This is a genomic window from Paenibacillus naphthalenovorans (assembly GCF_900099895.1).
In the GTDB taxonomy this organism is placed as follows: Bacteria; Bacillota; Bacilli; order Paenibacillales; family NBRC-103111; genus Paenibacillus_G; species Paenibacillus_G naphthalenovorans.
In genome coordinates this window covers 61,202-76,322 of sequence record NZ_FNDY01000001.1, presented here as the reverse complement: position 1 = coordinate 76,322, position 15,121 = coordinate 61,202, and the positions used below count along the sequence as shown (strand labels likewise).

At 52.4% G+C, this 15,121-nt stretch carries 19 protein-coding genes; all 19 read right to left on the bottom strand.

Going from position 1 to position 15,121, the window contains the following annotated elements; translation table 11 throughout:
- Nucleotides 1–5: 5 nt before the first annotated feature.
- The 19 genes from BLT35_RS00405 to spoIIIAC all read right to left on the bottom strand — a co-directional run bounded on the left by BLT35_RS00405 (nt 6) and on the right by spoIIIAC (nt 15,108).
- Nucleotides 6–473: a hypothetical protein gene (locus tag BLT35_RS00405; protein ID WP_054817760.1), complete on the bottom strand. Its 468-nt coding sequence runs from the start codon at nt 471–473 to the stop codon at nt 6–8.
- Between the two features lie 70 nt (nt 474–543).
- Nucleotides 544–1,386 (bottom strand): TlyA family RNA methyltransferase, encoded by an 843-nt coding sequence (locus tag BLT35_RS00400; RefSeq protein ID WP_074726783.1) that lies wholly within the window; start codon nt 1,384–1,386, stop codon nt 544–546.
- Between the two features lie 17 nt (nt 1,387–1,403).
- Nucleotides 1,404–3,290, bottom strand: a complete 1,887-nt coding sequence (dxs, locus tag BLT35_RS00395; RefSeq protein WP_074726782.1) for a 1-deoxy-D-xylulose-5-phosphate synthase — start codon at nt 3,288–3,290, stop codon at nt 1,404–1,406.
- Between the two features lie 111 nt (nt 3,291–3,401).
- Nucleotides 3,402–4,307, bottom strand: a complete 906-nt coding sequence (locus tag BLT35_RS00390; protein WP_437438522.1) for a polyprenyl synthetase family protein — start codon at nt 4,305–4,307, stop codon at nt 3,402–3,404.
- Nucleotides 4,307–4,564 carry an exodeoxyribonuclease VII small subunit gene (xseB, locus tag BLT35_RS00385; RefSeq protein WP_054817759.1) on the bottom strand — a complete coding sequence of 86 codons (258 nt, stop codon included), beginning with the start codon at nt 4,562–4,564 and terminating at the stop codon, nt 4,307–4,309. Before xseB ends, BLT35_RS00390 begins: the two co-directional genes overlap by 1 nt.
- Nucleotides 4,539–5,915, bottom strand: coding sequence for an exodeoxyribonuclease VII large subunit (xseA, locus tag BLT35_RS00380; RefSeq protein WP_062408933.1), 1,377 nt, complete (start codon nt 5,913–5,915; stop codon nt 4,539–4,541). Before xseA ends, xseB begins: the two co-directional genes overlap by 26 nt.
- Nucleotides 5,916–5,921: 6 nt before the next feature.
- Nucleotides 5,922–6,788 (bottom strand): bifunctional methylenetetrahydrofolate dehydrogenase/methenyltetrahydrofolate cyclohydrolase FolD, encoded by an 867-nt coding sequence (folD, locus tag BLT35_RS00375; protein ID WP_074726780.1) that lies wholly within the window; start codon nt 6,786–6,788, stop codon nt 5,922–5,924.
- A gap of 24 nt (nt 6,789–6,812) precedes the next feature.
- Nucleotides 6,813–7,271 (bottom strand): transcription antitermination factor NusB, encoded by a 459-nt coding sequence (gene nusB / locus BLT35_RS00370; protein ID WP_054817758.1) that lies wholly within the window; start codon nt 7,269–7,271, stop codon nt 6,813–6,815.
- Between the two features lie 69 nt (nt 7,272–7,340).
- Nucleotides 7,341–7,580, bottom strand: a complete 240-nt coding sequence (locus BLT35_RS00365) for a DUF2273 domain-containing protein (RefSeq protein ID WP_074726779.1) — start codon at nt 7,578–7,580, stop codon at nt 7,341–7,343.
- 15 nt (nt 7,581–7,595) lie between these two features.
- Nucleotides 7,596–8,156: an alkaline shock response membrane anchor protein AmaP gene (gene amaP / locus BLT35_RS00360; RefSeq protein WP_054817756.1), complete on the bottom strand. Its 561-nt coding sequence runs from the start codon at nt 8,154–8,156 to the stop codon at nt 7,596–7,598.
- 74 nt (nt 8,157–8,230) lie between these two features.
- Nucleotides 8,231–8,641, bottom strand: a complete 411-nt coding sequence (locus BLT35_RS00355; protein WP_054817755.1) for an Asp23/Gls24 family envelope stress response protein — start codon at nt 8,639–8,641, stop codon at nt 8,231–8,233.
- Nucleotides 8,642–8,800: 159 nt separating this feature from the next.
- On the bottom strand, nt 8,801–10,159 hold the full coding sequence (gene accC, locus BLT35_RS00350; RefSeq protein ID WP_062408935.1) for an acetyl-CoA carboxylase biotin carboxylase subunit: 1,359 nt from the start codon (nt 10,157–10,159) through the stop codon (nt 8,801–8,803).
- Between the two features lie 17 nt (nt 10,160–10,176).
- On the bottom strand, nt 10,177–10,653 hold the full coding sequence (gene accB, locus BLT35_RS00345; RefSeq protein WP_054817754.1) for an acetyl-CoA carboxylase biotin carboxyl carrier protein: 477 nt from the start codon (nt 10,651–10,653) through the stop codon (nt 10,177–10,179).
- A 279-nt stretch (nt 10,654–10,932) separates the two neighbouring features.
- Nucleotides 10,933–11,691, bottom strand: coding sequence for a SpoIIIAH-like family protein (locus tag BLT35_RS00340; RefSeq protein ID WP_074726778.1), 759 nt, complete (start codon nt 11,689–11,691; stop codon nt 10,933–10,935).
- Nucleotides 11,692–11,747: 56 nt separating this feature from the next.
- Nucleotides 11,748–12,389, bottom strand: a complete 642-nt coding sequence (gene spoIIIAG / locus BLT35_RS00335) for a stage III sporulation protein AG (RefSeq protein ID WP_062408937.1) — start codon at nt 12,387–12,389, stop codon at nt 11,748–11,750.
- A 4-nt stretch (nt 12,390–12,393) separates the two neighbouring features.
- Nucleotides 12,394–13,143 (bottom strand): stage III sporulation protein AF, encoded by a 750-nt coding sequence (spoIIIAF, locus tag BLT35_RS00330; RefSeq protein ID WP_074726777.1) that lies wholly within the window; start codon nt 13,141–13,143, stop codon nt 12,394–12,396.
- A gap of 28 nt (nt 13,144–13,171) precedes the next feature.
- Nucleotides 13,172–14,452: a stage III sporulation protein AE gene (spoIIIAE, locus tag BLT35_RS00325; RefSeq protein ID WP_062408939.1), complete on the bottom strand. Its 1,281-nt coding sequence runs from the start codon at nt 14,450–14,452 to the stop codon at nt 13,172–13,174.
- 47 nt (nt 14,453–14,499) lie between these two features.
- Complete coding sequence (spoIIIAD, locus tag BLT35_RS00320) at nt 14,500–14,889, bottom strand: stage III sporulation protein AD (RefSeq protein WP_062410962.1); 390 nt, start codon at nt 14,887–14,889, stop codon at nt 14,500–14,502.
- Nucleotides 14,890–14,904: 15 nt separating this feature from the next.
- The gene (gene spoIIIAC, locus BLT35_RS00315) at nt 14,905–15,108 is read right to left on the bottom strand and encodes a stage III sporulation protein AC (protein WP_054817751.1); all 204 of its coding nucleotides are present in this window, start codon (nt 15,106–15,108) and stop codon (nt 14,905–14,907) included.
- Nucleotides 15,109–15,121 lie beyond the last annotated feature (13 nt).

The following is a 15,121-nucleotide window of genomic DNA, read 5'->3' as shown; positions in this document are numbered from 1 at the left end:
GTATATTATTCATCGTACAGCTGCACAGCGAACACAAAGCAATGAACCTTCCGCTGTGGCAAGTCCACATATAATACACCGGCCGTGTTCGGATACACAAGCTGGTACACCAGCAGCCGTTCGCGTATCGAGCTTCCCGTCCACTCCACCGGCTTCCGGTCCTTAGCCAGCTTGACCGTATAGTACAGGCCATTCTTCGAAGCCATATAATCTATAAACAATCGGCTGTGCAGCATTTCCCCGTCGTTTACTGAGATTTCAATGGGAATGCGCTTTTTGCCGCTTATGACTTCATAACCGTTCTCTTCCAGCAAACGCGTCGCATCGTCATCAGGCAATTCCTCATCAATCAGAAAATCGAAAGGCGAAGCATTATCCACAGTCTCCCGCATTTTGCCCCGTATATAATAGAAAGCCCATATGGCGAGCACTGCTATGATCAGCACAACGACCGTTCCGTCACCCTTTTGCATGGAATCACCTCGAAATTACTATTCGAGAATCCGCCTTCATAATCCTCTAAAAAGGCAAAAAACTCATCCATTAAGATGAGCTCTGCATGCTTTGCGACTCTTCAACAACCTCGCGGATGCGCTGTTCCAATTCGGAACCGGACCATCCGGGCTCGTCCGTATGGGTTTGGGTCAAATACGCTAAAAACTCGATATTTCCTTCTCCTCCCTTAATCGGGGAGAAAGTAATACCCTTCACAGCAAATCCAATTTCCTGTGCAAACTGAAGAACCGTTTGCAGCACTTCCCGGTGTGTTTCCGGCTCCCTTACCACTCCGGATTTGCCTACCTTCTCTCTGCCTGCCTCAAACTGCGGCTTCACCAATGCAACCACTTGACCCGAAGGGGCAAGCAGTTTTTTTAGCGGTGGCAAAATAAGCTTTAGGGAAATGAACGACACATCGATGCTGGCAAAGGCGGGCACCGGTCCCTTTAAATCCTCCGGCTGTATGTAACGGAAATTCGTCCGTTCCATTACGCTGACGCGCGGGTCTTTGCGAAGCGACCAATCCAATTGATTGTAGCCCACATCGACGGCATATACGTGAGCTGCGCCATGCTGAAGCGCACAGTCCGTAAAGCCGCCGGTAGACGCGCCAATATCCAGCACAGTGATACCCTGAAGATTAATATTGAAAGTCTGAAGCGCTTTTTCCAGCTTCAATCCGCCGCGGCTTACGTAAGGATGCACCGCCCCTTTGACGACAATTCTGGATGAGCGCGGGATTTTCGTGCCGGCTTTATCCACCGGCTCATCCTCCACAAGCACCAGGCCGGCCATAATCGCCGCTTTCGCTTTTTCTCTTGTTTCAAACAAACCGCGCTCGACCAGCAGGAGGTCGAGCCGTTCTTTATCCGCTTTGTCTGCTGCCATGAATAGCTCCTTACATCTTACGCCCGCTGTTTTTTGCGCGGGACGAGCGATTGCAGCTCGGTTATCAGCCGTTCTGCCGTCAATCCCACTTCTTGACGCTGTTCCTTCACAGAGCCATGCTCCACGAAATAATCGGGAACGCCGATCAGCTTTATCCGCATGCCGTATATATTATTCAGAGAATAATACTCAAGCACGCCGCTTCCGAAACCGCCCATTTGGGCGCCTTCCTCGAGCGTGACGACCGGGATATCTTCCTTCGCGAGCTGCATCAGCACAGCTTCGTCCATCGGCTTGATAAACCGGGCATTGACGACCCGAACCTGAATACCTTCCTTGGCAAGCTGCTCTGCCGCTTCAAGCGCAAGCGGAATCATCGGTCCGACGGCCAAAATCGCTGCATCCTTTCCCTGCCGCAAAACTTCCCACGTGCCGATCGGAATCGGACTCACAGGCTCATCCGTGGATACGCCCAAGCCGTTAACCCGCGGGTAGCGTACGGCAATCGGCCCGTCATCATAATCAATCGCCGTTTTCATCATGTGCCGCAGCTCGTTCTCGTCCTTCGGCATCATCAGGACCATATTCGGAATGCTGCGCAGGTAGGCGATATCATAAACCCCCTGATGGGTTTCTCCATCCGGCCCAACGAAACCCGCGCGGTCAATCGCAAAGACGACATTCAGGTTTGCCCGGCAAATGTCGTGCACAACCTGGTCATAGGCCCGCTGCAGGAAGGTGGAGTAAACCGCAAATACCGGCTTCAAGCCAAGGCTGGCCAAGCCTGCCGAGAAGGTGGCTGCATGCTGCTCCGCAATGCCGACATCGTACATGCGGTCCGGAAATAATTTGGCAAACTCAAGCAGACCCGAGCCTCCCGGCATGGCCGGCGTAATCGCTACGATTCGCTTGTCTTGACTCGCAAGCTCGATCAAGGTTTTGCCGAACACTTCTGTATACATAGGCGGCCCGACGGATTTGAGCACTTGACCGGATTCAATCTTGTACGGAGTAATCCCGTGCCATTTGTGCGAATCCGCTTCGGCAGGAGAGTATCCCTTCCCCTTGAGCGTAATGACGTGAACGAGTACGGGGCCGTTTACTTTGTCCGCTTGCTTCAAGGCTTCCAAGAGCAGCGGCAGATTATGGCCGTCCACCGGTCCAAGGTACGTAAAGCCGAGCTCCTCAAACCATACCCCCGGAACGACTAAATATTTGAAGGAATCCTTTAAACGTTCCGCCGTTTTGGCCAGAGTCCCGCCAATCGCCGGAATTTTTTTGATCAAATGCTCGAATTCTTCCTTGGCTTTAACATAATGACGGTCTGAACGGATGCGCCCCAAATAGTTATGCAGCGCGCCGACATTCGGGGCGATGGACATTTCATTATCGTTCAGAATGACCATCAGCTTTCTTTTCTCGTGCCCGATATGGTTCAGCGCTTCTAACGCCATCCCTCCGGTAAGAGCGCCGTCGCCGATGATCGTAATGACGCGATTCGATTCCCCGTTAAGATCGCGGGCTACCGCCATCCCCATCGCAGCGGATAAGGACGTACTGCTGTGACCGGCTTCCCATACGTCATGCTCACTCTCGGAACGCTTCACAAAACCGCAAAGGCCCTTGTATTTACGCAGCGTATCGAATTTATCCTTGCGTCCAGTCAATATTTTGTGAACGTAGGATTGATGCCCCACATCGAAAATGAATTTATCTTTCGGACTATCAAACAAATAGTGCAGAGCAATCGTTAACTCGACAACACCAAGGTTGGGCGCGAGGTGACCGCCGGTAGCCGAAAGCTTTTCGATCAGAAACTTTCTTGTTTCCGCTGCCACTTGCTCCAGCTGTTCTACTGTAAGACCCTTCAGGTCCTCAGGCTGATGAATTTGATTGAGCAGCACGCTTGTTCCCCGCTTTCCATGGTAAAATAGTCAATCCAATGCCGAGACGTTGCCTTGATATCATGAAGTATAGCACAGGAGAAGTCCCGTGCTCAAATCAATCATGTTCAATTAATGATCCCGCTTCATCAAGAAATCGGCAAGCTGCAAAAGCCTCTCAGGCTTTGGAAACCCCGCTTGTACAATCGATTGCTTGGCTTTTCGGGTCAGTTCCTCCACCTTGGCTTCGGAGGCTTCGATCCCGATAAAATAAGGGTAGGTTACTTTCTGCTGTTTCACATCGCTCTGTACCGGTTTACCCAGCTTCTGTTCGTCCCCGATCAAATCCAGAATATCGTCCTGAATTTGAAAAGCGAGGCCGATGCAGGTGCCGAAATGCTCGAGCGCAGCCAGCTGTTTATCGCTTGCGCCGGCGATTCGACCGCCTGCTTTTAAGGAAAATACGATCAAATCGCTTGTTTTATGCAAATGGATATATTCCAGCTCTTCCAGCCGGGTGACCCCCTGCTCTCCCAGCATGTCCGCAGCTTGACCGCCCACCATGCCCGGAGCGCCAGCCAGACGTGAAAGATCTTCTACGATATCCGCAATCGTTTCTCCCGAAATTCCATGCTTTCTTGCCGATTGAACAATCATGTAAAAGGCATGGGTCAGCAGGGCGTCACCGGCAAGAATGGCCATCGCTTCGCCAAACACTTTATGATTCGTCAGTTTGCCGCGGCGGTAATCGTCATCATCCATTGCCGGCAAATCGTCGTGAATCAGAGAATACGTGTGAATCATCTCAACGGCCAAAGCCGCCGGCATGGCGGCAGTCGAATCGGCGTCAAGCGCTTCCGCTGCCGCGAGCACAAGAATTGGACGAAGCCGCTTGCCCCCGGCCATCAAGGAATACATCATCGCTTCGCGCAAAGGAGCAGGGATGCTCCACTGGGGAGGAATCGATGTCTTCAGCTCTTGCTCGATAAGCAGTACTTTTTCTTTAATATACGTGTCTATCCCGTTTAGCGGTTCAATCATCGGGTATCCCCTTTATCGCCTTCGTCCGCTTGAAACGGCTTTTTGACCATGCCGCCATCTTGCTCAAGCAGGACCTCGATTTTCCTTTCCACCTGTTCCAGCTTGCTGCTGCACAATTGCGACAGCTTCATCCCTTCCTGGAACAGCTCGATCGCTTGCTCCAGCGGAACGTCTCCGCTCTCCAGCTGTGCCACAATGCGCTCAAGCTGATCCATGGCTTGCTCAAAGCTAGGCATCGCTTCCTGATTTGTCATCGACTTTCTCCTCCATTGACCAAACATGACAATCGATACGGCCGTCCTTCAGCCTAAGCTTCAAAATATCACCGATTTGGACCTGGTCTATCGATTTAATCAAATGCTTTTCCTTCTCATCATACACTAAACTGTAGCCGCGCTGCATGATTTTCAAAGGGCTGAGCGCGTCGAGCTGACGAATGCCGGCCATCAGTTCCTGCTGCTTTCCCTTCAGCACACCCTGCATGGCCTGCCGCAGCTGCCGGGTTGAGGAATCCAGGCGCTTGCGCGTATAAACGATTTGCTCCTTCGGATTGAAAGATGCCAGCCGGCGTTCGGAACGCATCAGACGTTCCCCCGATTTCGTCACCCGGCTGCGGATCTTGTAGCCGAGCTGCTCCCGAACCCGGTCGAGCCTCTCTGCCGGCTGCTGCAGCAGCTGCCGTCTGGGGTTCGTCAAATAGGGCGAACGCTGCAGTCGCTTAAGCTTTTCTTTGCTGCGTTCGAGCTGTTTGGCCAGCCCCCCGTAAAGCTGCTGCTTATAAAAGCCGATCTGCTGCATGAGTTCCAAATGATGCGGCACGGCAAGCTCGGCAGCGGCCGTGGGTGTCGCCGCCCGCAGGTCGGCTGCAAAGTCGGCGATCGTGAAGTCGGTCTCATGCCCTACGGCAGAGATGACCGGCAGCACCGAGGCATGGATGGCCCGCGCAACGATTTCCTCATTAAATGCCCATAGCTCCTCCAGGGACCCCCCACCGCGGCCGACAATCAAAACATCCACTTCGTTCATTTCATTCATGTCCCGGATGGCTTTCACGATCGATGGGGCCGCCTGCTTTCCCTGGACCAATACAGGATATAAGAGAACAGGCACGGACGGATGGCGGCGCTGCAGCGTGGTGATAATGTCGCGAACCGCTGCTCCGGTTGGAGACGTGATGACACCGATCGCCTTCGGAAATCGGGGGATAGGCTTCTTTGCGGCCGGAGCGAACAACCCTTCGGCTTCCAGCTTTTTCTTCAGCTGCTCGAAAGCCATAAACAGGCTGCCGATCCCGTCCGGCTGCATTTGCGTAACGTAAAACTGATACTGCCCGTCCCGTTCGTAAACCGAGATGTTTCCGCAGGCAAGCACTTTGGCGCCTTCCCTCGGAATAAAAGCAAGCTTCTGATTATACGAAGCGAACATAATACATTTTAACCGGCTGTCTGCATCCTTTAGCGAAAAATACATATGCCCGCTGGTATGATGCGTAAAGTTGGAGATTTCTCCCCTGACCCATACGTTCTGCAGACGGTCATTCCCCTCAAGCAACATTTTGACAAGCCGGTTCAAATCCTTGATGGAATAAACTTGTTTATCCTTCATAACGGATCACAAAGCGGCATGCGCGCCTGCCGCCCGCTGTGCCGCTTCAAGCGTATTGCGAAGAAGAATGGTAATCGTCATCGGCCCGACGCATCCCGGAACAGGCGTCACGTAGCTTGCCGTATCCAGCACATCGTCAAAATCAACGTCTCCCGCCAGCTTTCCGTTGTCGAGCCGGTTAATGCCCACGTCGATCACGACAGCGCCCGGTTTGATATGGCTGCGGTTGATCATTTTGGCTTTGCCGACCGCCGCCACAAGGATATCCGCCTGACGTGTAATCTCCTCCAAATTCTTTGTGCGCGAATGGCAAAGGGTGACGGTTGCGTTCTCCCTGAGCAGAAGGATCGCCATCGGCTTGCCGACGATATTGCTCCGGCCTACAACGACAGCATGCTTGCCGGCGATATCTACGCCGATCTTCTTCAAAATCTCGATGACGCCTGCAGGCGTACAAGGAGCCGGTCCTTCTTTACCGATCATCAGGTTGCCGACATTGACCGGATGAAAGCAGTCGACGTCCTTCTCCACTGCGATCGCTTCCACTACACGTTCTTCCGAAATGTGCTTCGGCAAAGGCGATTGTACAAGGATACCGTGAATAGCGGAATCCTCGTTCAGTCTGGCAATCAAAGCGAGCACTTCCGCCTCAGGCGTTTGTTCGGCAAGCTTGTACATCTCGGAGTGCATTCCCGCTTCTTCGCAGGCTTTCGCTTTATTGCGGACGTACACGTGCGATGCCGGATCGTCTCCAACGATGACCACGGCCAGCCCCGGGCGAACGCCCTGCTGTACAAGCCGTTCAACCTGCTCTTTGATTTGCGCGCGATAAGCGCTCACGATCTCTTTACCATTAATTACTTGTGCGGACATGTAAGCCGTTCCCCTTTCCATTTTTCAGACCTTCGGCGTCTGTTCCCGAAGCTTCTCCAAATCCTTGATCATCTTACCGAGCACGCCATTGACGAATTTCCCCGATTCCTCCGTCCCGAAATTCTTGGCCATCTCGATTGCCTCGTTCACGACTACCTTCGGCGGCACGTCTTCCTTGTAAATCATTTCGTACGCGGCGAGCCTCAATATTTCACGATCAACCCTGGACAGCCTGTCCATTTGCCAGCCTTTTAAATAATCCGACAGCAAGCTGTCGATTTGCTGCTTATGCTGTGTGGTGCCTTCCACAAGCTCCTGCACTTCCGCCGGCGATATTTGATCGCGCTCCCGTGTCAGCTGCGCTTCATCTTCTCCTCTTGCCTCTTCAACGACATGAGCGATGGCGTCACCGGATGTGACTTCGTTCATCTCGATTTGATACAGACTTTGCAGCGCAAGCTCCCTTGCCAATCTTCGTCTCATTAACCAATAAAACCTCCTGTTGGTCACTTAAAGGATCATTAAAAAAATCCTCAGGCTATCCCAAGGATTTTAGCGGAACAATCTCCATTTGTCCATTAGCCAGCGCCAAGTGTCTTCTATGGGAAATACCGGCTCGTTCCGGTCCAGCTTTTTCCCTATATAATAACCAGTATATACGATCAAGACAAAGATTAACATACGCCACAAGCCAAAGAACAAATATATCATCCCCAAGACGCCTCCGGCAAGGACGCCAAAGGTTTTGCCCCTGTGCTTTTCCCGCAGCTGTTCCCATATTTGCATCCACATCCGGGAAGCTCACCTCTATTCCACTCGACTTTTGAAGGTGGGGGACGATTGCTGGATATTCGCTACAAACACAGTCACATGTGCAACCGGAATACCCGTAATGTCTTCAATGTGATTCTTGACATTGCCCTGAATCTCTTCCGTCAGCGCCGGAATGGAGCTTTCGCCGTCAACAATGACGCGGATCACAAACTCAAGCCCCGCTTGATTGACTTTGACACGCGAACGCAAATCCTTCACGCCCCGGGTGCGGCCCGCCGCTTTAAGCGCCAGATTCTCCACCGTATCGAGCGATATGCGGATATCCCCGAAATCGGTTCTCTGATCTATCGAAGGCACATCCGACTTCCCCCGCCGAACCGCCAGATAAAGAAAACGGATACTGATCAGAAAAACCGCTATGGTAACCGGGATGAATATGACCGCCGTGTCCATATCATAATATATGTCGTGGACAAAATTTTCCGCAGCGGTTAAAGGAATGAGTCCGAAGGCTAAGAACAATAGGACGACGGAGGCAATAAATATAATGCCGCTGAAAAGCAGCAGCAGCAGTCTGTCGAGCACTTTTACCACGTATTCCGACTCCTTCCGAAAATATGGCGGAAACCCCCAGACGATAGGTTTGGGGGTTCAACCGGGCTTCATGTTTATTTCACGCGTTGCGGAGATGTTTCGACCTCTTCGGCTTTGTCTGCGCCCTTGAAGATAACGTCATGAATATGAACGTTGACCTGCACTACGCTAAGTCCTGTCATCGACTCGATTGCCTGCTTCACATTCGCCTGCACGCCGCTTGCCACCTCGGGAATTTTCGATCCGAATTCGATGACAATGGACACGTCAATGGCCGCTTCACGCTGTCCCACTTCGACCTTTACGCCTTTGGATACGTTCTTCCGTCCGAGAAGCTCGGCGATCCCGCCGGCGAATCCCCCGCTCATTCCCGCAACACCGGGAACTTCTACAGCAGCCATACCGGCAATGATTTCAATCACCTCGGGAGCGATTTGAATCGTGCCCATCTCGGTCTTCTCATAATCCGCAGCCAGTGTACTCATTGGATAGGTCCTCCTCCAAGTTTTTGCTAAGCAAAAACGGCTTCAAAAAACATTCATGTTCATTCTGTTTTCCGGTAAAGCGACTATCTTATAGCCGCTCTAACCTTGTCTTATTGTATACTATACCATCCCGGCAAAAATATGACAATGAATTGTAAATCAGGAATTCGGGTCATTTACATCATGTTCTTCCAAAAATTTAATATCGAAGTCGCCGGCCAGAAACTTCTTATGCTCCAGCAGCTTCAAATGGAAAGGTATCGTCGAGTGGATTCCTTCGATCGCAAATTCCGATAACGCCCGTTTCATTCGCTGCACAGCCTCGTTCCGATCCGCTCCCCAGACGATCAGCTTGGCGATCATGGAATCGTAATGCGGGGAGATCGTATACCCCGGATAAGCGGCGCTGTCCACCCGAACCCCAAAGCCGCCCGGAGGCAAATAAAATTGAATTTGGCCTGCCGAAGGCATGAAATTCCGCTCGGGATCCTCCGCATTAATCCGGCATTCGATGGCCCAGCCGTTGATCTTCACGTCTTCCTGGGTGAAGGACAGCGGCACCCCTTCCGCTACACGGATCATTTCTTTAATAATATCGATGCCGGTAATCAGCTCCGTGACCGGATGCTCTACCTGAATGCGCGTATTCATTTCCATAAAATAAAACTGTCCGTCGGCGCCCAGCAAAAATTCAAGCGTACCTGCACCGGAGTAGTTCACGGCCTTGGCCGCGCGTACGGCCGCTTCTCCCATCCGTTCGCGGATTTCCGGCGTAAGAATCGGGCATGGCGCTTCCTCGACCAGCTTCTGGCGGCGGCGCTGCACGGAGCAGTCCCGCTCGCCCAGATGCACAACATTGCCGTGCTTGTCCGCCAGTATCTGTATCTCGACATGCTTCATGCCTGTCAAGTATTTCTCCAGATAGACGCCGGCATTGCCAAAAGCATTCTGAGCTTCCTGCTGTGCGGTGGTAATCTGTTGAATCAGCATTTCCTCGTTCTCTGCCAGACGAATCCCCTTGCCTCCGCCGCCTGCCGTTGCTTTAATGATGACAGGATAGCCGATTTCCCGGCAGATCCGGATTGCCTCGTCCATATCTTCCACAAGCCCGTCGGAGCCGGGAATAACCGGAACGCCCGCATCCTTCATCGTCTGCTTCGCCACAGACTTGTCGCCCATTCTGCTAATCGCATCGGGAGACGGTCCGATAAACGTGATGTTGCAGCTTTCGCAGATTTCCGCGAAGTCCGCATTCTCTGCCAAGAAGCCGTAGCCCGGGTGAATGGCATCCGTTTCCGTAAGCGTAGCCACGCTCATCAGATTCGTATAGTTCAGATAACTGTCTTTGGAAAGCGTCGGTCCGATGCAATAGGCTTCATCCGCCAAACGGACATGAAGCGATTCCCGGTCGGCTTCGGAATATACCGCGACCGTGGAAATGCCGAGCTCACGGCAGGCGCGAATAATCCGAACGGCGATTTCCCCACGGTTGGCAATCAAGATTTTTTGAAACTTCAATGGTGTTCTCCTCCTACTTACTCCGGTTTCACCAGGAATAAAGGCTGACCGTATTCGACCAACTGGCCGTTTTCTACCAGCACTTCGACAATTTCACCTTTAACCTCGGCTTCAATCTCGTTCATCAGCTTCATCGCTTCGAGGATGCAGACAACCGTCTTCTCCTTCACTTTGCTGCCTTTCGAAACAAACGGCGCCGCTCCCGGAGAAGGAGCTTCATAGAATGTGCCTACCATCGGGGAAACGATTGTATGTAAGCCGGCATCGGCTGCGGCAGGCTTCTCGGCTGCCGGTGCAGCGGGCGCAGGAGCGGTCTGCTGAACGGCTGCTGGCGCATAAGCTTGCACAGCAGGCGCGGCAGCAACGACGACCTGCTCGGTTTTATTCGGTTTCCGAATCAAAAGGCGGGAGCCTTCGTTTTCAATTTCCAGCTCTTGTAAAGAGGTTTGATCCACTAGCTTAATCAGTTCTTTGATTTCGCTTAACTTAAACAAATAGGTTCACTCCTTTGGCGTCTTGTTCCAACCGGCGTCAATATACTGCGGCAGCGGTCGGAACGAAAGGTGAAACAAACGACGTTGTTATTATATCACAATCTTCCGGCAAGGAAAGAGTTTCTTGGGACTTGCCCATGAAGCTGGGAACAACGCCGCCTGATTCACTTGTACCGCATGGATAACACGGTCGGGAAGAGCAGCCGGGCTTCGAAGGGTATAGATGAAACAAGAGTCCCTTCGCGGGGACTCTTGTTTCATCTGCTTGGCACATTTGGATTAAGGCTTGTATTGTATGGCGATGTGATCCGGGATGATGCCAAGCTCCTTCATTACCTGATCGGCAATACTGACGGCTTGGCTTCTTTCCAGCTTGTTCGCTTGCACCGTTACCTTCCATCTCTCGCCTTCCTGGGTAATCACCGCTTGCGGATACTCCTTCATAAGGTTCTCTTCCAAGGATGTGATCTTCGTTTCAATGTCCTGGAGCTTTTGCAGTTCCGTCTGCGCTTTTGCGGCGGCTTCCTGCGTCTGCTTGGTGTCAGCCAGAATGGTCATCAGCGACTCCACCTGTTTGGACAGCGCTTCGTCGCGCTTCATTTGCAGATTCACAAAATAATCGGAACCCGAGGTCGCTTGAGCCTGGATTTGTTCCAGCACTCTGGCGTTTTGGTCGCCGGCTGCCGCTTCATTCTTGGATACGGGCTGAGCAGTCGTCGGGTCAGCGCCGGATTCCGGCTTTTCTGTGGATGGCGTTTCGGTGCTCGTGCTGCTCGATTTCGGATCGGTCTCGGTCTTCGTCCCTTCTTCGGCTTCGGGCTGCTGATCGCTCTGCTTCGGCGCCGTTTGTCCATTGGCTGCGCCCTGCGGCAGGCCATCCAATTGGCCCGCGTTGATAATCACTTCTTTGGATTGCGTTGAGCTGGCCGTATTCAACTCCAGTTGGCTAACGTCTTCCGTGAACAAATAGTAGGCTGACAGGACTACCATCAAGCTGAGCATGGATACGAGCCAAATCGTTTGTCTTTTAGAGTTCATCAGTATTCCTCCTTAAGTGAGTTTATCGTTTTATCACTGCTTCCTGCGAACGCGAATTATTGTTTCCGCGGAAGAATGGATATCCGGTGCGGAGGGACGCCAAGGCCGCGTTCCACAGCCTCGGATATCATCTTTTTCACTGTTAAATTTTCCGCCCCTTTGGCCACGACCAGCACGCCGCGGATTTTAGGTTTGATCGTTTTGGTTACGAGGGGCTTTTTGCCGCCCGACACCTCGTAAAGAACGACTTCCCCTTTGCGTGAAATATCGGTAATATGCCTTTTGGCTCCCTGTTGATCCTGTTCATTGGTGATCTGCTGCGTTTCCTGGGTATTGCGTTCAACCGTGACCTCCTCGGTCGATTCAATCGTGACAAGAACCTCCACCTCGCCTACCCCGACGATTTTGGTTAAAATCTCCCTGAGCTGGGACTGATAGGCTTCCTCAAATTCGCGGAAGGGACTGGACTCCTTGCCGCTTGATCCGAAGACAGGCTGCGTTTGATCCGCTGGAGAAGCGCGACCCTCACCGATGGGATCCACCTCTTTTACCGTAATGAATGAGTTCAGTATCATGAAGGCGGCTCCGACCAGCCCCATCAGCAGCAGCCAGCGGAGGGTCTGGATTCGTTTGGGTCCGCCCGGTCCGCCGCTAAAAAGGCTGAACGGCCATCTGGGTTTCCCGTCGTTGTCTCCCATCGATTCACCTCCTTGAGGATAGTCCCATCCGGATCTGGATTTGCTCTCCGGACAGCTGCCAGTCCTGCTCCAGCATCAGCAAAATTTGCGTTTGTTTCTGCAGCGCCTCCGGCGGGAGACGATCCTCTTGCACTTCATCCGAGGCCCACGCCGGATTTGAATCCTTCCTGTCTTCCCCGATTTCAATCGGGGCGATGTCAACCGGTTCCACCGGCCTGACAGGCCCGCTGCTGCCGACCGCCTGGTATCGGCTTTGCTGTGATGTGTTCTCGGTTGAAGGTACAAAGTCCAGGGACAACGCCACGCTCCGAATGACCGCTTGACCATTCTCATCCTGCCTGGTATCGACCTGCACGCTTTGTACCTGTACTCCCGCCGTTTGTTCAATTTTGCGCTTGATCAAATCGGCAACCTGGTTTTGCACAATCCGTTGGGATTGCTCCTCCCGCCTTAACCGCAGCGTCTCCGCTCTCTGCTGTATGGCGGGGAGCGACTCCATACGGTCCGTACCGTTACCGCTCTGCCACTTCCAGGCGGCATCCTGTTTGAACAGGGCCGATCCAAGCTTTTGATCTATCTGGCTGCTGTTATCTATTAAGGATAAAATGGGATGAAGCAGCGTCATCAGAAGAAACAGGGAAATCACCGTTTTGACATACCTCTGCATCGATTGATTCGGCAGCAGCAAGTCGACGAAAGTCGCGAGCAGAATCACGAGTATGACCGATTTAAGCCAATCGCTCAGGAAGTCCATAGCGGGATCCCCCTTCCCGTTCGGAGGATTATCGCATCATCACGGATACGTTCCCCGCCGCAATCAGGATTGTAATCGCCAAGAAAAACATGAGCCCTACCGCTGCCAGAGCAGCAAATACGTAAATCAAACTTTTCCCGATGGTTGCCAGACATGCGGTCATCGGATGATCGCCTAACGGCTGCATGACCGCCGCGGAAAGATTATATATGAAGGCAAGCGCAATAATTTTCAGTGCAGGAAACGCACAAAGTACCAGAATAATCACGACCCCCGACAAGCCTACCGCATTTTTGACCAGGAGCGACGCGCCGATAACCGTTTCCGAAGCATCGGAGAACAGCCTGCCTACTACCGGCACAAAATTGCCCGCAATATATTTGGCCGTACGGATCGTCACTCCATCCACAATCGCTCCCGCGCCCCCTTGAACCGATACCACCCCGAGAAAAACGGTTACGAATATCCCCAAACAGCCCAAACTGATATTTCGTAATAAATTCGCAAGCTGCGTTACTTTATATTTGTCCGACAGCGCGCTTACGATATGAAGCACTGCCGAAAAAAACAACAGGGGAAAAACGAAAAAATAAATCACCGTCCCTATGGCATAAACCATGAATACAATCAGCGGATGCAGCACGGATACCGATACGACATTCCCCATGGAGGCCAGCAGCGTCAGAAGCAGCGGAACTACGGCAATCATAAAGTGGGTCATTTCCGAAATGGCGGATTTGGCGTAACCAATCGCCAGGTTAAAGCTGTTCACCGCCATAATCATCAAAACCAGAAATGATATGGCGTACGCGATTTTGCTTACGTTGTTTTTCTCAAAGGAGCTCTGGAGCGTTTCCAACAGCATGCTGAAAACCGATAGGATCACGATGGATGCAAGCAGTTTGCCGCCATAAATCAGCTCGTGAAAAAAGTACCGCAAAAGCCCGGAGAAAATCGAACCGGGGCTGATCTCTTTGGCCCCGAGCAGCAAATCCATAAACGAAGGCGCTGCGGCATCGGGAAAATACCCGCCGTACTGCCGCATCAAGCGGCCCCAGAACTGCTCCACCTGATCGAGCGGCAGCCGCTCCGCTTGCTCGCGAATCAACTCCTCTACCGGCGTCGCTGCGTATGCGGTCATTCCGCAGCCCCCCGGCTTCCAGCAGCTTAAAGCATTCCCTCCGTCAAGCAGCAGCGCCGTGATCACAGCGATCCAGAGGAGCAGGAGCTCCGGGCGCCGATCCCTGCTTTTTCCACCGCCGGGATAGCGGCCTGTCTCAAGCGACATACGTTTTTTTAGATGCAGCATAGCTTCATCTCCTGGTTCGCTTCGCCTCTCCAGTGTGCCGCAATGGTTTAAGCGGGAAGCAGCTTGACCACGGTTTCGATGATGACCGACACGATCGGGATGGCCATCACCATAATGAGGATTTTGCCGGAGAGTTCAATCTTGGAGGCAATCGCCTCCTGCCCCGCGTCTCTGACGACCTGCGCCCCGAACTCCGCGATATAGGCGATGCCGATGATTTTCAGAATGGTCTTGAGGAATATCAGGTTGATTTCGGCTTTGTTCGCCAGTTCCTCCAGCACCCCGATGACTGTCGATATTTTACCGATTAAAAATAAGAAGATCGTAATCCCCGTGAAGGCGGTGAGCAAAAAGGCAAACATTGGCTTCTGCTCTTTGATGACCAGCACAAGAACCGTCGTGATCAACCCGAGTCCCACCACTTGTATGATCTCCACAGGCATCCCCCCCTCTTATTGAAAGAGGAAAATTGTCTTGATTTCATTAAACAGGCTGTCTAACAACCGGACGACCATAAACAGCACCACGACAAAGCCGATGACGGTTACCCAATGGGCCATATCTTCTTTGCCCATTTGCTTGAGCACGGTATGAATCATGGCGATAATGATGCCGATGCCGGCAATCTGGAATATCGCGTTTACATCTACGTTCATTGGCGGCACCTCA